The organism is Longilinea arvoryzae (assembly GCF_001050235.1).
GTDB lineage: Bacteria > Chloroflexota > Anaerolineae > Anaerolineales > Anaerolineaceae > Longilinea > Longilinea arvoryzae.
In genome coordinates, this window is record NZ_DF967972.1 from 1788409 (window position 1) to 1806370 (window position 17962).

The following is a 17962-nucleotide window of genomic DNA, read 5'->3' on the forward strand; positions in this document are numbered from 1 at the left end:
AGGTCCTGCATTTTACAGAAACAATCCTACACTACTCATTAGAAAAGATTATCAACTATCGCAAGCGTTTTATATGGAGCGGGATGGCTGTATTTATCGTCAGTACCTTACTGGCTATCTTGGTGATTATTATCAATTTAGGTGTCAAATAAATGGGCGCAACTTTAGCTGCTGGACCATTCACCTTTATGGTTCTGAAACACGCTGGCACAGTTGTCGGCGCCGAGTTCCTGGTGTCCGACTAATTTGGTGTAACTTGAGAATGAGTCATCAATACTGCAGATGCGCATGAAAACAAACTAGTCCAGGTGTGATTCAACGGCAACCAAACAAAATTAACGTGCTGATCCTGTGTGTATTCTGGCGGCCATAGGAAAGATGAATGTGGTCATCCTTTAGTTCAATTTATTTCCCAATGGGAAAAGTAAACCATTGATTGATCAGAGGTTATCTAAATTTCAACAATTGCACCCTATAGATCAAGAAGGGTGAAAAAATCAAACGGAAATGCAGGCTCTTGAGTAACTACTCAGGCTTGCTGAGCGACGAAAGGAGGAGGTAGGGCTTTTCAATGAAAGCAATGCGCAAAACAATCTACATCCACTGGCCATTCTTGTAAGCTATCGAAAAGTACGAACGAACCGTGCAGAACATCTCGACATCTTCTTCTGAGTGGAAACCACTGAACACGTTCATCTTGACTTTCATCATGCGGATATCGGGTTCCCCTGATTGATGTCACGCTTCATGATATTGATAATGTAAATATGCTTTTGGATTTTTTCTTGATTAGTTACTAATCATCTATCTTTTCTGCCCGAAACCCACCTTTCTAAAACACGTAAAGCTTTTTCTGATCCTATCTCCTCTAGAGCGCCTGCCGCAGCATCACTGACTCTAGTTTCCTCATCGTCAAGGGTTTCACGAAGCACAGGAATAGCTTTTTCTGAGCCGAATTTACCTAATGCTATTGCCAATGATCCTCTAACATTCGGGTCAGGCTCATCGTTATCAAGCATAATTATTAAGTAATCAACAACCGATTCGTTTCCAATAAGACTTAGAGCTTCAATTGCATACCACCTGATAAACGCATCATCATCGGATAAAAGTTTAATAATTGAGGGGATAGCTCTTTCATCTCTAATTGATCCTAAAGCCCACAATATTTTCTCTCTCACTTGATTATCTTCATTTGCCAACAGGTTAATTAAAACAGTAGTTGCCATTGTACCGATTTTTTCAAAAGCGTAAGCAGCAAATCCTTTTCCCCCTTGCCTTTCAGATTTAATAATATTAATAAGAGGATCTATTGCAAAGTAATCTCTTAGTTTTAAGTGGGTAAATTTGTACACACCTGAGTATGTTTTGGACAAAAATTGCATCTGATAGCAAAGCGTGAATAGCTTCTCGCTGCCATCCATAACATTAATACCATCTTCCTTACTAAAATGACTCCTAAACGAAACGTTTCCTATTCCATCTCTCTTTATTGCAAGTTTGCCCAGAAATTTTTTAATATCTTTTTCGCTAAAAGACAAATTGTATTTCTCGGTTTCGTGCAGGATTCGTTCTTTAAAAAAGCGATCAAAAATTTGCCACTCAGAAATCGTTTTCGAATTAATGATCGAATTATCTGATCCATTCCCATACGCAATAATCAGTAACGACAACATTAATGGAGTTCTAACTAGTTTTAAGAGCTCCTTATCTTTTGAAATTTTGTTTATTATCCTTTGGGAACCACTTTGAATAAGATATTTTTGAATCTGAGCATTACTCAATTCGTTAAGTGTGATAGCACCTGCCAAGTCAATTTTTGTCGAGATATTATAATAATCTGATATTCGGCATGTGATTACTACTTGCTCATCTTTTATTTGCTCATTGAATTGTTGTATGAATGATGAGCGAGCTTCGAGAGTATTCTTATCATTTTCTTGCATGATCTCATCTAGACCATCCAATAGATACAGGCGGGGATATTCTTTTGGAATTGCTCCGAATGTAGGTTTTTCAATCCAATCTCTAAGTGGGGTTGTTAAATCCCAAGCGCCTATATTAGCCCAAATAGGAATAGGCTTTTGGGGATCAGCTAAGCGATCTAATATAGCCTGTCTTGTAAAATGTAAAAGTGTAGTGGTTTTTCCAGAACCGGGCAATCCCAGCAATAACACCCGATTTTGATGATAATCAAAAGCCTCGGTAAAATTTGAAAAGGTACGATTTTCGATACTTGAGGAAATAGTGTTATTCCGTAATCGCTCTTTTCCTCTATGAATCGGTGACGCTATATAATCAAATTTGAAATCCGGAACAATAGCGTTTGGCGTGTCCGACGATGGAATTTCTAAAAATGTTTGAAAACTGATATTGCATTCGCTGTCTATAAAATCATAAAGCTTTCGTAGATAACCAATTAATTTGGGGGAATCTTTGGATTCTTTTTGAATGTGTAGAGCACTCATCTGGTTGCAAACACCTAGAATTGTTTGCATACTAATAGCAAATGTGGTTTGTGTATTCCTCAGGTTTTGACCTTTGTCCAGGATACTCTTGCCCTTGCTAATCATTCCAATCACTACGCGACGTTGTTCATCAAATACTGGCCCGCCGCTCATTCCATGGTCGGGTTCCTGGGAAATCAACTGTACCAAACGGTTACTGTCGACAATATCCACTATTTTCCCGCGAGCGCCAATTCCCTGAACGTCGGTCACCACTGCATATCCATAAGCGTAAAAGTCATGTCCGGCACTGCCAGAGGCTGAAGCCAGTGGCAATGGCTTCACGTCTTGGGGAAGTGAGACCACACGTAGCAATGCCACATCCCGTTCATAGCTAGGACTGAAACTCTGCTGTTCGACCCACGCGATTGTTTCTGAGCAATCTGCTTTAAAGCGAACTTTCACATGTTTATTAAGACCATCTGAGGCAATCTCGACCACGTGAGCACAGGTCAGAATCAAATTCTCCCCAGCTACAAATCCTGTACCGACAATATCGTTTTTATTATTCAGGATGGCAACAATACTTCTTTGAAGATCCATGATGCCTTAACCGATTCATCTTAACAATGCGATTTCTCTACCTTGCCAATCATGTTTCAGAGTATATATGAAATGGACTCATGCGTCAAATTCGGGAAAACATGCATAGGGAAAATAAACACCAATCCGGGATTGTAAAATTTCTTTAAAAAATTTCAATTTACTGATCTTTCTCATCGAAACTCAAGTATGTTAGCCAGGCTATCGTAACAGAAGATCAATTTCAATGTTTTAAGTTGGATATACAATGGGTTGGTAAATGGGAGGAGCCGATCCACCGGCGTTTTTGAGGGTGACCTAGGGTTAGAAGAGTTTGCTCGTTGTGTCGCGGACCTTGTTTACGTTGGCAAACGCCTGAAATTGGGGTATGATCTACTCCAACAGTCAATATTTATCAATCCGATGGGAGTAAAAAAATGGCGAAGAAAGCTGCACTGTCGCTTACAATCTTGATGCTGCTCGGCCTGGCGGCTGCCTGCGCGCCGAGCGCCACATCACTGCCGCCCACGCCGGTGGCCACCGAAGCCGCGACCCCCACGGCATTCCTGCCGGCCACGCCGACCGCCACGCCGGAAGTACCCACCGCCACGGCCACACCGGCCTATCCGGCCGAAGGCGTTGGGCCGACCAGCTACCCGGACGGCTACGATCCGCTAACCGGTTTGAAAGTGGCCGATGCCAAGCTGCTCGAGCGCCGGCCCATCATCGTCAAGGTCGAAAACCTGCCCCGCGACGATCGCCCGCAGTGGGGTTTGCCGCAGGCGGATTTGATCTACGAATACTACACCGAACTGGGCACCACCCGCTTCGCGGCCGTCTATTACGGCGAAAATACCGAGAAGGTGGGGCCCATTCGTTCGGCGCGCCATTTCGACGTCAACGTCATCCGCGCCTACAAGGCCTGGTTCATCTTCGGCAGCGCCTATGAAGGCGTGATGACCCGCCTGGTCAATTCCGAGTTTGCCAGCCGCCTGGTCCTGGAAGGGAATTACACCTGCCCGGCCGTTTGCCGCGAAGACCCCAACGGCAAGAATTATCTGGTGGCCAACCTGGCTGAATTCGAGAAAGTGATCACCACCGACAACGCCCGCCCCGACCTGAACGGCATGTTCTTCCAGGCGCAGACGCCCACCGGCGGCCAGAAGGCCGATTCGGTGTTCGCGCGCTTCTCGGCGGCCATTTACAACCGCTGGGATTACGACACAGCCAGCGGACGTTACCTGCGCTTCTCGGATACCGAGAATGATTTCACCGGCACGAACGAAAAGTATGCTCCGCTGGTCGACCGCGCCAACCAGAAGCAGATCGGCGTGGATAACGTGGTCATCATCCTGGCGCCCTTCGAATATCTGGTCAAGAAAGCGGATACCGAAGTGCTGGACGTGAACATGACCGGTTCGGGCGCGGCCTACATCGCCCGGGATGGCCAGATCTTCAAGGTCAAATGGAGCCGCCCGGCTCAGGATTCAGTTCTGACGCTGACCTATGAAGACGGCACACCCTTCCCGTTCAAACCCGGCAAGACCTGGTTCGAGGTCATGGGCGTGACTTCCTCCACCGAACAGACGGATACGACCGCACGCTTCAAGTTCGGCATTCCCTAGAGCGGGCCGTTTGTAACTTGACTTTCCGTGGAGCTTGTGGAATACTAGGGACATCATTCGAATATTCATCCCCTCGCTATTCTAAGATAAGGAGGTGATGCCCAAGATGAACGATAGTAGTTATAAACCGGCTGCGGCATCCCTCCTTACTGTAAAGTAAGCAGATGCCGCAGCCCAGAACACGATAGACCGCCAGAAGAAGGCGGTCTATTGATTTAATCTCCCAGGCAAATCCCCAGGCCGCGTGCCGTACGCACCGTGTCGCCGTGCGGGTCGACGCGCCGCGGAACCGCCAGCGCCTCGGACAGCGGCAGGTCGGTGATGCGGCCACCATTGATCGCCACCATGCGCCCGAAGCCGCCCGCATCTGCCAGCCTCACCGCGGCTGCGCCCAGGCGGGTGGCCAGGACGCGGTCGAAGGGGGTGGGCGAGCCGCCGCGCTGCAGGTGACCCAGCACGGTGACACGCGTTTCGACCCGGCAGGCGGCGGCGATGTGCTCGGCCACGGCCTGCCCGATGCCGCCCAGGCGGGGTACGTAGACGGAATCGCCGGCCCGGGCCACTACAACACTCTCCCCGGCCGGATGCGCGCCCTCGGCCACGGCGACGATGCTGAAGGGGCTGCCGCGCTGTTTGCGATCTTCCACTTTTTGATAGAGGGTTTCGTAGCGGAAGGGAATTTCCGGGATGAGGATGATGTCGGCGCCGCCGGCCAGGCCGGCGTGCAGGGTAATGAAACCGGCGTCGCGCCCCATCAGTTCCAGCACCATCACACGGTGATGCGATTCGGCGGTGGTGTGCAGTTTGTCGATGGCTTCGGTGGCCGTATTGACGGCCGTGTCGAAGCCGAAGGTCACCTCGGTGCCGCCGATGTCGTTGTCGATGGTTTTGGGCACGCCCACCACCGGCACGTTCAGTTCGGCCAGTTCCTGGGCAATGTGCAGCGTGCCGTCGCCGCCCACCACGATCAGTGCGTCCAGTTCAAGTGCGCGCAGGTTGGCGATCACCTGGACGGAGGTGTCCTCGACGACCTCCTGACCGTCGCGCAGCACCTTGCGCGCGAACGGGTTGCCGCGGTTGGCCGCGCCCAGGATGGTGCCGCCGCGCGGCAGAATGCCGCGCACGTCCTGCAGGGTCAACGGGAAGACGCCGCCGGGGGTGATGAAGCCGTCGAAACCGTCCTTCACGCCCAGCACCTCGCAGGCGTATTCCTGGCAGGCGGTCTTGACAACGGCCCGGATGACGGCGTTCAAGCCGGGGGCGTCGCCGCCGCCGGTGAGGATGGCAATGCGTTTCATGACAGGTTCTCGAGTTTCTCCGGCGGCCAGTCGATGATTTCAGGCCTGGCGTTGGCCGGGTTTTGGGCGTAGATCAGGGCCAGCGGCAGCCCGCGGGCCCGGCAGATGAGCGCCGCCAGCAGGATGCCGTGTGAAACCAGCAGCACCAGCCCACGCGGGTAGGCAGCCGCGATCTCATCCAGAACCGGGTAGGCGCGGGCGGCCATTTCGGCGATGGTCTCGCCCGCCGGGGGGCGAAAATCGGGCGGGTTGGCGTAGCGTTCGGCCCACTGCAGCGGGTAGCGGGCCTGCACATCGGCGTGGGTTTGCCCCTGCCAGACGCCGAGCATCACCTCGCGCAGGCGCGCATCCAACCGCAGCGGCAGTTTCAAGGCGGCTGCCAGCGCTTCAGCGGTCTGGCGCGCGCGCAGCAGATCGGACGAATACAGGGCGTTGAAATGCTGGCCGCGCAGGCTGACCGCCAGGTCGGCGGCCTGCTGCAGGCCCGCGCGGTTGAGTGGAATGTCCTGCTGGCCCATGAAGCGCTGTTCGCGATTCCATTCGGTCTCGCCGTGGCGCACCAACCAGATTTCGGTCATGATTTCACCTGAATCAATCGAATCGATCGCTTCTTTCAGGTTGATTATACTGAAATCTGGCGGGATGGACTGGCGCGGTTCGAAATGGACGCCGGATGAGTCTCTGAATTCTTATATATTTATAATAAAAGTTGGTTATCATCTCTCATAGAAGGAGAATACGAAATGATGACCCTCCTGTTTCTTGTTGCCGCTGGTTTGATGTTCGCGATTGCGGCGATCCTGGCTGGGAGTTCCTTTTCCCGGCCGGTCCGCGAGCCGGTTCGAATTCACCGGGATGAAGATCAACATTGATCCGATCCTTTGATAACCGTAACCAGAAGTGTGGCGCGCGAGAATTCTATCGCGCGCCTTTTTTTGTCCTCGAATCCCTCTTCAAGTGCGTATAATGGACGGATGACGGGCGGCAGTTTGCCCGCTTCATCGAGGAGCAGACCATGACAGACGAAACGACATTTCAAGAGCTGGTGGATTTCATCCGGGAAGCCATGCCGCGCTGGCACGTGCCCGGCGTTGCGGTCGGTGTACATTTTCAGGGCTGCCAGTGGACGGCTGGTTTGGGCGTGACCAGCGTGGATTTTCCGCTGCCGGTGAACGCGGATACGCTGTTTCAGATTGGTTCGATCACCAAGACTGTAACCGCCACAGCAGCGATGCGCCTGGTGGAGAAGGAGCAATTATCCCTGGATGCGCCGGTGCGCAGCCTGCTGCCCGAGCTGGACCTGGCGGACGAAGACGCGGCCGCGCAGGTGACCCTGCGCCACCTGCTGACGCATACCGGAGGTTGGGCAGGCGATTATTTCGATGATTCGGGGCGCGGCGACGATGCGCTGGCCCGGATTCTGCCGCGCCTGAAGCGGCTCGAACAGCTCACGCCGGTTGGCGAGGTGTGGGCCTATAACAATGCCGGCTTTTACATCGCCGGGCGCATGATCGAACTCGCCGCCGGCAAGGTCTATGAAGAGGCGGCCCGCGAACTGGTGCTGGATCCGCTGGGCATGCGGGCCTGCACCTATTTTCCCGAGGACGTGATGACGCGCAGTTTCGTCGTCGGGCACCAATTGGCGGGCGATCAGCCGCGTGTGGCTGCGCCCTGGGCGCCGGCGCGCTCGTGCAGCCCGGTGGGCGGGTTGATCGCCACGGTGGGCGACCTGCTGGCCTATGCGCGCTTCCACATGGGCAACGGAAATGGCCTGTTGAGGCCCGAGACCCTGCGCCAGATGCAATCCCGCCTGGTCAAGGCGGACGGCGCGCGCTGGGTGGGCTTGAGCTGGTATATCACTCCCTATCAAACACCCGCTGGCGAAGTCGAGGTGATTGGGCACGGCGGCGCGACCAACGGTCAGGAAGCCCTGTTTCGCATGGTTCCGCAGCGGGATTTCGCCATTGCCATTCTCACCAACAGCGACGGCGGCGATCCATTGAATACAGAATCGCTGGCCTTCGCTCTGGATCATTTCCTGGGTCTGCGCGCCAAAAAAGCGCAGCCGGTGGAGATGCCCGCCGGCCGCGTAAACGAATATCTGGGCAGCTACGATGCTCAGGAAGCGACGATTGTTCTTTACATGCAGGGCAAGGATCTGATGGCGCGCGCCGTGAAGAAGGGCGGCTTTCCAACTCCAGATTCACCCCCGCCGCCTCAGCCCGATCCAACGCGCCTGGTATTCTTGTCCCCTGACCACATGCGCGCGTTGGATGGACTGTTCACCGACAAGGAAATGGAAGTGATTCGCGCTAAGGATGGCGGAATTATCTGGCTGCGTTCCAGCGGACGCCTGTTCCGCCGCCTGCCGGCGAACGCCTAAGCGTAAGCGCGTTCGGCCTGGTAAAGCAGCGTGCGGTAATCATATTTGGCCATTTCCACCAGGTCGAATAGACGGGGCAGGTTGCCGTTGCTTAATTGAAGGATAGCGATTTGGACCCGTTCACGATGCTGCTCGCTGGTTTCCAGGCCATAAAGATCCAGCAATTCCATAATCTGGGCTGGATCCTGGTGCGGAAAATTGATTTGCACATCCTGTATAACTTGTTGCCGGGTGTGAGCTGCAATTCGATAAGGATATGTGGTAAGCGACATTTATAACCCCCTGGTTACGTCGTGTGCCATTTTGGTGATGCTTTTAAATCCTAACCTTCGTGACTGACAAAAAACTGTCATTCCCGATGAAAAAAGGAAGGTTCAGCCCGGATTTTGCGGCTGAACCTTTCAGTTTGGTTTTAATTTCGATCTGAATCCCCGCTCAAATCGCTCTGAAGACCTCTTCGATCACGTCCAAGGCCCGGGTCGTCAGATCCAGGTCGGCCTGAGAACCCATATGACCGAGGCGGAACACCTTGCCGGCCAGCGGGCCGTAGCTGCCGCCAACCGCCAGGCCGCGCGTTCGCAGGCGGCGATCGAATTCGGGCCAGTCGATTCCTTCGGGCAGGTTCACCGCGCTGACCGTCGGCGCCGTGATTGCGCTGCGGGCGGGGTACATCGACAGCCCCATTTTGATCAGGCGCTGGCGGCAGTAATCCGCCACCTGCGCGTGGCGCTGAAAGCTGTGTTCCAGGCCTTCATCGAGAATGCGTTGGGCGGCGATGTGCAAGGCGGACAGACCCTGCCAGTAGGGCGTATAAGGGAAGGCGCCGGTCTTTTGAGCCGCATAAAAGGGCCGGATGGCGTCGTAGCCCGGGTAATTGACCTGTTCGATGATCTCCCAGGCCGCGTCGCTGACGGTCACAAAGGACATATCCGGCGGGCAGGAAAGCACTTTCTGCGAACCGCCCAACGCCAGGTCGATGCCCCATTCGTCCACCTTGACCGGCGCGCCGCCGACGCTGGAAACCACATCCGCCAACAGAAGCGGGACTTCATATTCGTGCTTCAACTTCCCGAGTTGCTCCAGTGGATTGAGCGTGCCGGAAGGCGTCTCGCAGTGCACCACGGTGATCATTTTGGGGCGATAATCGGCCAGGGCGACCTCGATACTCTGCCAGTCGGTGATGGTCTGATTGTACGGGATGGGCACCACCTTCACAGAAGCGCCGAGCGCTTCGGCCATCTCGGCCAGGCCGAAACTGAACACACCGTTGGCGACCGCTACCACGCGGTCGCCGGGTTTCAGACAGCTTTTCAAGGCGCCCCACAGCACCAGCATGCCTTCGCCGGTATGAATGACCACCGAATTCTTCGTGCCGAATAATTGCTGCAATTCGCGTTCGGTTCGATTGTACAGGTCGAGAAATTCAGGTTCCAGATCCGCCGAACCGTAATCTTTTTGGTAGGCGGCCAGGATTTCCGGCGGTACTCGAACCGGCCCCGGGATCATGGGGATGGGATAGGTTTCCATGTCTGGATAACTCCTGCGCTGCGGGCCGGGCAGCTTGATGGTATGTGAGTCTCAAATTCCTGGCAGCCAGGGATGGATTTTTCAAGGATTGTAATCGTTTGAGATCCGGGAAGGCTTACAACTCCATAACAATCCGATCGACGGCGCTATTCCTTCGTATTATATCCCACTCGTGGAAAGGGAATCCCCGGAGACCTGCCGATTGGCTCATCGAGCGGTAGGGCCTGTATTTGTGAAGAGAATCTGACAGTTCGGGGTATAATTTATTCTGTAGACAGACAATAGGTAATTTGTCTGAGCGCTTCTGCACGGCGAAATCTTTGACTCGATCCCACGGAACATCGCCAGGCAGCTTGACCGCTCATCACACCGGTCCTGACCGGTTTTGCTGGATGAATCTTCCAATCATTTCGGAGGCAACATGTACCAAAAAATCGTAACCCTGCTGGGCGCAGAAGCGCAATCGCTTCTCGAGCATGAGTGCAAGACCATTCGCAAGGATTTGATCCACGTTCCCGGTCCCGATTGGGTAGACCGCATCTGGGAGCATTCCGACCGTCCCATCCGTGTCATGCGCAATTTGCAGGCCATGTATGGCCACGGCCGGTTAGCCGACACGGGCTACATGTCCATCCTTCCGGTCGATCAGGGCATCGAACACTCGGCAGGCGCTTCTTTTGCCAAGAATCCGCTGTATTTCGATCCCGAAAACATCGTCAAGCTGGCGATCGAAGGCGGCTGCAATGCCGTGGCCTCGACCTTTGGCGTGCTGGGTTCGATTGCTCGCAAATACGCCCATCACATTCCTTTCATTGTGAAGATCAACCATAATGAATTCCTGACCTATCCGAACAAGTACGACCAGATCATGTTCGGCACTTTGAAGGAAGCCTACGAAATGGGCGCTTCCGCAGTTGGCGCGACCATTTACTTCGGCTCGCCCGAATCATCCCGCCAGATCATCGAAGTGGCCCAGGCCTTCGCCATGGCGCACGAACTGGGCATGGCCACCGTTTTGTGGTGCTACCTGCGCAACCCGGGCTTCAAGGTCAACAACGTCGATTATCATGTTTCCGCGGACCTGACCGGCCAGGCCAACCATCTGGGTGTGACCATCGAGGCTGACATCGTCAAACAGAAATTGCCCGAAAACAACGGCGGGTACAAGGCGATTTCCAGCAAGGAAAATCCATACGGCAAGATCGACGAACGCATGTACACCGAACTGGCCAGCGATCACCCGATCGATCTGGTGCGCTACCAGGTGGCTAACAGCTACATGGGCCGCGCCAGCCTGATCAACTCCGGCGGCGCCTCCAGCGGTGAAGGTGATCTGGCCCAGGCCGTCCGGACAGCCGTCATCAATAAGCGCGGCGGCGGGGCGGGTCTCATCTCCGGCCGCAAGGCTTTCCAGCGCCCGATGAAGGAAGGCGTGGAACTGCTCAACGCAATTCAGGATGTGTATTTGAGCAAGGAAATCACGGTCGCATAAGGATCGTGGCAATCCTCAGGCCTGGTAGATCTTACCAGGCCTGAGTTTTCGACCATCTGGCGCGAAGATCGTTAGCCGGATGAGATGCAAATCACCAGATCAATTGAAAATTCCATGGGAGGGAAATATGGCTTTTGAATTGCCTGCATTACCTTTTACAGAAGATGCGCTGGAGCCGTATTATTCCGCGCGGACGCTTAGCTTCCACCACGGCAAACATCACAAGGCCTACGTAGATAACCTCAATAAACTGATCACCGGGACAGACCTGGAAAGCAAGACCCTGGAGGAGATCATTCTCCTGGCGGCGGCGGATCCGGCCAAGGCCGGCATGTTCAACAACGCCGCCCAGATCTGGAACCACACTTTCTTCTGGCATTGCATGAAGCCTGGCGGCGGCGGCAAACCCGGCGGCGCAATTGCGGCGCGCATCGATGCCACTTTTGGCAGTTATGAGAAGTTCGCCGAACAGTTCAAGGCCGCGGCAGTCGGGCGTTTTGGCTCGGGATGGGGCTGGCTGGTCCTGGACGGCGGCGAATTGAAGATCCTGTCCACGCCCAACGCCGAAACCCCGCTGGCAAAGGGCCAGAAGGCGCTGCTCACCGTGGACGTCTGGGAGCATGCCTACTATCTGGATTATCAGAACCGGCGGCCGGATTTCGTCCAGGCTTTCCTGGACCATCTGGTCAACTGGGACTTCGTGGCTGAAAATCTCAAGTAATTTTCAGCCCACGGCTGGCAATTCTCAGCCGGGCACAAATTCGATCGAAGACAATCACCGGCCGGGGGCAACCCCGGCCGATGAGCTAAGCTGGGAGAAATTACGTTCATCCCTCTGTCATTCTGTGGACCGGCCCTTTGCTTAAAAAATACTGGCCAAACTGCCGGTCAAAATCCCGCGGGTCAGGATAAAATTTGTGTATGCCTTCCAAACCAAAACAATCGATTCTGCGATTCATTCAATGGGCGGTCATCGCTTCGCTGAGCCTTGGGCTGACGCTGGGTGTGGTGACGCCGGTAAAGGCGGTCGCCGAAGTGGTTCGTTTCGAACGGCTGACCTCCGATCAGGGCCTTTCGCAAAGTTGGGTGCGTACCATCCTGCAGGATTGGCAGGGCTATCTGTGGTTTGGGACTGAATATGGCCTGAACCGCTACGATGGTTATGAATTCGAGATTTACCGTCACGACCTCGAAGACCCCGACTCGTTGGCGGATAGCAATGTGATTGCGCTGCTCGAGGATACGAATCACCGGTTGTGGGTTGGCACATTGAATGGATTGGACCGCCTGGATCGGGATGGGAACCGCTTCGTTCACTACCATTCCGATGCCTATGACCCCAACAGCCTGGGGGGTATGGAAATTTCGGTGTTATACCAGGACCGGCAGGGCGTATTGTGGGTGGGCACCGAAGACGGCGGGCTCAGCCGGTACAACGCGGCCACCGACAACTTTACCCGGTTTCAGTTTGCATCGGCGGACCCGACCAGCCTGAGCAACAACGATGTGCTGTCCATTTTCGAGGATCACAACGGCATATTATGGGTGGGCACAGCCCTGGGCGGCCTGAACGCGCTCGACCCGAATACCGGAAAGTTCACCCGCTACCGCGCCAACTCGAAAGATTCTGCGAGTTTGAGTTCGGATGCCGTTCGCGCGATCTATGAAGATAGCCTCGGCAATTTGTGGGTGGGCACGGATACCGGCGGATTGAACCTGTTCGACCGTAAAGCCAATACTTTTACACACTACCGCTATCAAGTGGACGATGCTTATTCGTTGAGCGGGGATGAAGTGCGGGTCATCTATGAAGATCGGAGCGGCGAACTGTGGGTTGGCACCAAGGCGGGTTTGAACCGCATGGACCGTAATCTGGGCCGATTTATTCGCTACCGGCATGATCCGAGTGATCCCTATTCGATCAGCAGCGACTCGATCTGGTCGTTATATGAAGATCGCGGCGGAATCCTGTGGATTGGAACCGGAGGCGGGGGTGTGAGCAAGTACGCCGGTTCGCTGCAGAAGTTTACGCTGCACCAGTATCGCCCGGATCAGACCGCCACCTTGAGCGATAACGACATCCTGGCCATCACGGAAGACAGGCAGGGACGCCTATGGGTCGGAACGCATTTCGGCGGGTTGGACCGTCTGGACGATGTGGAAAACGACGTGCGGGTTTTTCGCCACAATCCGCACGACTCCACGAGCATCGCCGGGGATGATGTGCGCGCGCTGCTCGTCGACCATACCGGGCGTTTGTGGGTCGGCCTGAACCGAGGCGGGCTGGACTATCTCGACCCGTATTCCGATGATTTCGTTCACCTGGCGAATTCGGCCGACGATCCCGCCGGCCTTGGCGAAGATCGGGTGGCAACCCTGTTCGAGGACCGTGATGAGACCCTGTGGGTCGGCCTGTGGACGCAGGGATTGGACCGCCTGGATTCGGCAAGCAAAACCTTTACCCATTTCCGGCATGATCCGGCCGACTCGAACAGCCTGGTGGACGACCGCGTACGGGTGATCTATCAGGACAAAGAAGGATTATTCTGGATCGGCACCTATGGCGGGTTCAGCATCTGGGATTCAGGGGAAAACCTGTTTACCAATTATTCGAACGATCCGAATAATCCCGATAGCCTGTCGAACGATATCGTCCGCGCCTTCCATGAGGATGCGTCCGGCAATATGTGGATCGCAACCTATGGCGGTGGGCTGAATTATTTCGACCGGAAGACCCAAAAATTCTCTCACTACACCATCAAGAACGGATTGCCGAGTGACGCGCTCTACAGCCTCCTGGCGGATGAGACCGGTGAAATGTGGATCAGTTCCAATTCCGGCCTCACGCACTTCGACCCAAAACGGATCTCATTTCGCAACTACACCACCAAAGATGGCCTGCAGGGTGATGAGTTCAACGGCGGTTCGGCCTTCCGGAATGCCGAAGGCGAGATGTTCTTCGGTGGCATCAACGGCTTCAATTCCTTCTATCCGCAGCAGGTGGCGGATAATTCAAGCGTTCCACCGGTCGTCATCACGGCCTTTCGCAAGTTCAATAAGACGGTGCGAACGGATTTGCAGCCAGGTGAGACCATCGAGCTGGACTACACCGACAATTTCATCTCCTTCGATTTTGCCGCGCTGGATTATTACGCCCCGCTTCGCAACCAGTACACCTACATGCTGGAAGGTTTCGACCGCCAGTGGGTCGCAGCCGGAACGCGCCGGTACGCCAGTTACACCAATTTGCGGGGCGGCGATTATGTATTTCGGGTGCGCGGCTCCAACAGCGACGGTATCTGGAATGTGGACGGTTTTTCGGTCAACATCCACATTACGCCGCCCTTTTGGGAAAGATGGTGGTTCTTCGGGATGATCGCCGTGGTGTTGGCGGGCGGCGCATTTGGCGCCTATCGCATGCGCGTGCAGGAAATCAAGGACCGCAACCGTTCGCTGGAAGTGCAGGTCCGCGAGCGCACCATGGAAATCGAACGCCGGCAGTTGGTAGCCGAGGGATTGCGCAAGATTATCTCCATGCTCAATTCGAATTATTCGTTGAGCGAAAGTCTGGATACCATCCTGGTGCAGGCGGCCCAATTTACCGGCGCCTGCTGTGCCTATATCTTCCAAACCTGCGAAGACTGCGGTGATCTGGCGGTGCTCGCGCTTAAGGAGGATCATAACCTGTCCGATGAAGCCCTTCGAAATTGGAAAGGTTTCATCGGCGATGAGGTGACCAACAACCTGATCCGCGGGCAGTCCATGGCGGTATCGGATTTGTCGGCGCTGCGCGCTGAAACCGGTGAATCTCAATATCCCTATGCTGTAAACCATAATGCGCTTCTGGCCGTTCCGCTGCCGGTGAGCGGGAAAGTGGGCGGCGGCCTGATTTTGCTTTTCGAAAAAACGCGCAATTTGACCCAGGAGGAGATCAACCTGGCGACCACTCTGGCCGACCAGGCTTCCCTGGCGATCGCCAACGCTCAACTTCGCGCCCAGGCCGAGCAAAACGCGATTGCCGCCGAACGCAGCCGGTTGGCGCGTGATTTGCATGACGCCGTCACACAGACTTTGTTCACCACCAGCCTGATTGCCGACGTTCTGCCGCGCATCTGGGAGCGCAATCCGGAGGAGGGGCGAAAACGGTTGGAACAAATCCGCCAATTGACGCGCGGCGCGCTGGCCGAAATGCGCACTCTGCTTCTAGAACTGCGACCGGCCTCCCTGACCGAGACGAACCTGGCCGACCTGGTCCGTCAATTGAGCCTGGCCTTTACCGGGCGCACTCAGATCCCGGTGGAAGTGAGCGTGGAAGGAAATTTCGTGCTGCCGCCGGATGTCCAGGTAACATTGTATCGAATCGCTCAGGAACTGCTGAACAACGTTGCCAAACATGCCCAGGCCACGCAGGTCAGCGTCAAATTGAGTGAGGTGAACGGGCAAATCCTGCTGCAGGTCTGCGATAACGGGAAGGGTTTCGATATCGAGGCCGTTCCCAGCGGGCACATGGGATTGGGGATTATTCGCGAGCGGGCTACCTCGGTGGGGGCCACGCTGGATGTGGAAAGCCGGCCCGGCGATGGCACCCGGGTGGCCGTGTATTGGGATGGAATCATTCAGGAAAGCTGAGTGAAATTAGCAGATTTTCTTTCATCGCCCTGGCCAACTGGCCGGGGCGAATTTTATCCCGCTGGCAGGTCGAAAGTACCGCCATTCATCCAGTGGAAAGAAAGACAATATTGGTTAGCATAGGGACTGCGATGGGAAAGAATGCGATGAAAGGAGATGCGGTCATGTTTACACCGATGATGGGCCCGGCGATCGGCCGGTCCTACAACCGGCCAGCCGATGAGGCTCGCCGGCAATTCAACGCCGCTCTCCAGCGCGGGAACCTGTTCACAGCATTGAACGGACTGCTGGGACGCAGGCAGGGGCTGAATAGCCTGCCCAGCTTCGCAGAATTTCGCCGCGAGTATTCCCGCGGACTGGTTACGGTTCCAATCCGGAAAATCATCGGCAGTGAAAACCGCAGCCGGGATTATGATCGCTTCTTCAATCCGCTCAATGAAACCACGCGCGAAAGGTGGATTCGGGTGGCTGTGTCCATCTTCAAGGGACGGCCTCTGCCGCCCATCACGCTGATCGAGGTCGACGGATTTTACTACCTTCGCGATGGCCATCACCGCGTCTCCGTGGCGAGGATGAACGGCCAATTGGAAATCGAAGCCCTGGTCACCGTATGGGAGCGGTGATTCTCCTCTGGGTTGTTGGGATGGGATATTGCTAGGAGAAACCGCCGGGATGTTTACATCCCGGCGGTTTCGCGTCGATCGATCTCTGCCCGGACTATTCATATAAAAAAACCGCCGCAACCCATCCGAAGGATTTGGCACGACCGCCCGGCTGATGTAGAATGGATGGCAATAAAGAATGGATTGAAAGGTATCGATTCTCGAAAGGAGTCGTAATGACGGAGCTGCGCCCCATTCGCGAAGAAGATGCTGGTGCTTTTCTGGCGTTATGCCGGCAGTTGGACGAAGAAACCCATTTCATGATGCTGGAACCTGGCGAACGGACGACCACGGTCGAGCAGCAACAAGATCGTATTCGGCAGGTGCTGAAGCGCGAAAACCAGATCATCCTGGTCGCAGAGGATGCGGAGAAACTGGTTGGCTACATTTCGGGCATGGGCGGTGATTACCGGCGAAATGAAAAAACCGTGCACATTGTCATCGGCATTTTGCAAAGTTATACCGGGCAGGGGATCGGCAAACGCTTTTTTCAGGCTTTGGAGGAGTGGGCCGTCCAGCACGACCTTCACCGGTTGGAATTGACGGTAATGACGCACAACCAGCGCGGCATCGCGCTGTATCAACGCATGGGGTTCGAAGTCGAGGGGGTGAAACGCGATGATTTGTTCGTCGATGGGGGATATATCGACCAGTACATGATGGCCAAATTGCTGTCATGATTTTTTAACAGCATCCACGGGGGGGCTGAACCCCACCCAGGGCTTTGGGCTGATTGGGCGCGCCGAAGCCGCCCGCCGCATCGGCTAAAATTCGAATTTGCGTTGTTTCATCGAACGGCCTTCCGGGAGTCCTTACCGGAAGGCCGTTCTGTATGGATCATTTCCCATCCTCCCGCCGGCTGAAGGGAGGCGGGGTTCGGCGCGTGGCAATGCCGGCGGCAGTGATGCTGCCGGCCGGTGGAAAGAGGTCGTAAACGGTCTGTCTCAGGTTGACCGGAAGCGCGTTCAGGATGCATTCGTGTTGGTCCGCGAAGAAGCGCAGGTTCAGGTGATGCAAGCGGGTCTCGCGCTGCAAAGAATCGGCTTCGCAGGGGCTGAGTTCGAAGGGTTGGCCCTGCACGTTGGCCGGCAGATAAGCCTGGGCACGGACGAAACGGAATTCCTGCGCGTCCCGCAGGTAGCTGAAGCGCAGAAAGCGCGCGCCGTCGAAGATCCAGGCCGCGCAGGCGCCGGGACGATGGAAGATGAAGATCATGGATAGGCGGTTTCTGTGGATCTGAATCATGGCAGCGCCCCTTCGAGTTGGAGATACTTCTAGAAAGAATGAGTGTTAATGATTTTTTCGGGTGGGCGCGAT

13 protein-coding genes are annotated in these 17962 nt (G+C 54.9%); 7 read left to right on the forward strand and 6 right to left on the reverse strand.

The features are described 5' to 3' along the window. Nucleotides 1–800 precede the first annotated feature (800 nt). The gene (locus LARV_RS07935; RefSeq protein WP_075073134.1) at nucleotides 801–3050 is read right to left on the reverse strand and encodes a HEAT repeat domain-containing protein; all 2250 of its coding nucleotides are present in this window, start codon (nucleotides 3048–3050) and stop codon (nucleotides 801–803) included. A 416-nt stretch (nucleotides 3051–3466) separates the two neighbouring features. On the opposite strand from LARV_RS07935, the gene LARV_RS07940 reads away from it, so the two are divergent. After that, nucleotides 3467–4654, forward strand: a complete 1188-nt coding sequence (locus LARV_RS07940; RefSeq protein ID WP_075073135.1) for a DUF3048 domain-containing protein — start codon at nucleotides 3467–3469, stop codon at nucleotides 4652–4654. A gap of 215 nt (nucleotides 4655–4869) precedes the next feature. Here the strand turns inward: LARV_RS07940 and LARV_RS07945 are convergent, their stop codons facing one another. Together LARV_RS07945 and LARV_RS07950 are read right to left on the reverse strand one after the other, a co-directional pair. Continuing rightward, nucleotides 4870–5952: a 6-phosphofructokinase gene (locus tag LARV_RS07945; RefSeq protein WP_075073136.1), complete on the reverse strand. Its 1083-nt coding sequence runs from the start codon at nucleotides 5950–5952 to the stop codon at nucleotides 4870–4872. Then, nucleotides 5949–6530 (reverse strand): histidine phosphatase family protein, encoded by a 582-nt coding sequence (locus LARV_RS07950; protein ID WP_075073137.1) that lies wholly within the window; start codon nucleotides 6528–6530, stop codon nucleotides 5949–5951. The genes LARV_RS07945 and LARV_RS07950 overlap by 4 nt, the downstream gene beginning before the upstream one ends. 437 nt (nucleotides 6531–6967) lie before the next feature. On the opposite strand from LARV_RS07950, the gene LARV_RS07955 reads away from it, so the two are divergent. Continuing rightward, nucleotides 6968–8335 (forward strand): serine hydrolase domain-containing protein, encoded by a 1368-nt coding sequence (locus LARV_RS07955; protein ID WP_083522412.1) that lies wholly within the window; start codon nucleotides 6968–6970, stop codon nucleotides 8333–8335. Here the strand turns inward: LARV_RS07955 and LARV_RS07960 are convergent. Both LARV_RS07960 and LARV_RS07965 read right to left on the reverse strand, forming a co-directional pair. Beyond that, the gene (locus LARV_RS07960; RefSeq protein WP_075073138.1) at nucleotides 8332–8607 is read right to left on the reverse strand and encodes a hypothetical protein; all 276 of its coding nucleotides are present in this window, start codon (nucleotides 8605–8607) and stop codon (nucleotides 8332–8334) included. The two genes, LARV_RS07955 and LARV_RS07960, sit on opposite strands and share 4 nt — an antisense overlap. Nucleotides 8608–8770: 163 nt before the next feature. Beyond that, a complete protein-coding gene (locus LARV_RS07965; RefSeq protein WP_075073139.1) occupies nucleotides 8771–9862 on the reverse strand; it encodes a pyridoxal-phosphate-dependent aminotransferase family protein in 1092 nt (363 codons plus the stop codon). Between the two features lie 421 nt (nucleotides 9863–10283). On the opposite strand from LARV_RS07965, the gene LARV_RS07970 reads away from it, so the two are divergent. The 5 genes from LARV_RS07970 to LARV_RS07990 all read left to right on the forward strand — a co-directional run bounded on the left by LARV_RS07970 (nucleotide 10284) and on the right by LARV_RS07990 (nucleotide 17325). Continuing rightward, the gene (locus LARV_RS07970; RefSeq protein ID WP_075073140.1) at nucleotides 10284–11354 is read left to right on the forward strand and encodes a class I fructose-bisphosphate aldolase; all 1071 of its coding nucleotides are present in this window, start codon (nucleotides 10284–10286) and stop codon (nucleotides 11352–11354) included. Nucleotides 11355–11481: 127 nt separating this feature from the next. Beyond that, nucleotides 11482–12075 (forward strand): superoxide dismutase, encoded by a 594-nt coding sequence (locus LARV_RS07975; RefSeq protein ID WP_075073141.1) that lies wholly within the window; start codon nucleotides 11482–11484, stop codon nucleotides 12073–12075. A 200-nt stretch (nucleotides 12076–12275) separates the two neighbouring features. Further along, entirely contained in the window at nucleotides 12276–15983 is a 3708-nt protein-coding gene (locus LARV_RS07980) for a two-component regulator propeller domain-containing protein (RefSeq protein ID WP_075073142.1), read from the forward strand. A 164-nt stretch (nucleotides 15984–16147) separates the two neighbouring features. Continuing rightward, nucleotides 16148–16606, forward strand: coding sequence for a hypothetical protein (locus tag LARV_RS07985; protein ID WP_152031753.1), 459 nt, complete (start codon nucleotides 16148–16150; stop codon nucleotides 16604–16606). A 215-nt stretch (nucleotides 16607–16821) separates the two neighbouring features. Next, nucleotides 16822–17325: a GNAT family N-acetyltransferase gene (locus LARV_RS07990; RefSeq protein WP_075073144.1), complete on the forward strand. Its 504-nt coding sequence runs from the start codon at nucleotides 16822–16824 to the stop codon at nucleotides 17323–17325. A gap of 157 nt (nucleotides 17326–17482) precedes the next feature. Here the strand turns inward: LARV_RS07990 and LARV_RS07995 are convergent, their stop codons facing one another. Then, a complete protein-coding gene (locus tag LARV_RS07995) occupies nucleotides 17483–17890 on the reverse strand; it encodes a hypothetical protein (protein WP_075073145.1) in 408 nt (135 codons plus the stop codon). Between the last annotated feature and the right edge of the window lie 72 nt (nucleotides 17891–17962).

Coding starts and splice junctions, on each gene's coding strand:
- LARV_RS07995 (WP_075073145.1), bottom strand. CDS start 17,890: ATGATTCAGATCCACAGAAACCGCCTATCCATGATCTTCATCTTCCAT.
- LARV_RS07940 (WP_075073135.1), top strand. CDS start 3,467: ATGGCGAAGAAAGCTGCACTGTCGCTTACAATCTTGATGCTGCTCGGC.
- LARV_RS07950 (WP_075073137.1), bottom strand. CDS start 6,530: ATGACCGAAATCTGGTTGGTGCGCCACGGCGAGACCGAATGGAATCGC.
- LARV_RS07960 (WP_075073138.1), bottom strand. CDS start 8,607: ATGTCGCTTACCACATATCCTTATCGAATTGCAGCTCACACCCGGCAA.
- LARV_RS07985 (WP_152031753.1), top strand. CDS start 16,148: ATGTTTACACCGATGATGGGCCCGGCGATCGGCCGGTCCTACAACCGG.
- LARV_RS07990 (WP_075073144.1), top strand. CDS start 16,822: ATGACGGAGCTGCGCCCCATTCGCGAAGAAGATGCTGGTGCTTTTCTG.
- LARV_RS07945 (WP_075073136.1), bottom strand. CDS start 5,952: ATGAAACGCATTGCCATCCTCACCGGCGGCGGCGACGCCCCCGGCTTG.
- LARV_RS07970 (WP_075073140.1), top strand. CDS start 10,284: ATGTACCAAAAAATCGTAACCCTGCTGGGCGCAGAAGCGCAATCGCTT.
- LARV_RS07965 (WP_075073139.1), bottom strand. CDS start 9,862: ATGGAAACCTATCCCATCCCCATGATCCCGGGGCCGGTTCGAGTACCG.
- LARV_RS07935 (WP_075073134.1), bottom strand. CDS start 3,050: ATGGATCTTCAAAGAAGTATTGTTGCCATCCTGAATAATAAAAACGAT.
- LARV_RS07955 (WP_083522412.1), top strand. CDS start 6,968: ATGACAGACGAAACGACATTTCAAGAGCTGGTGGATTTCATCCGGGAA.
- LARV_RS07975 (WP_075073141.1), top strand. CDS start 11,482: ATGGCTTTTGAATTGCCTGCATTACCTTTTACAGAAGATGCGCTGGAG.
- LARV_RS07980 (WP_075073142.1), top strand. CDS start 12,276: ATGCCTTCCAAACCAAAACAATCGATTCTGCGATTCATTCAATGGGCG.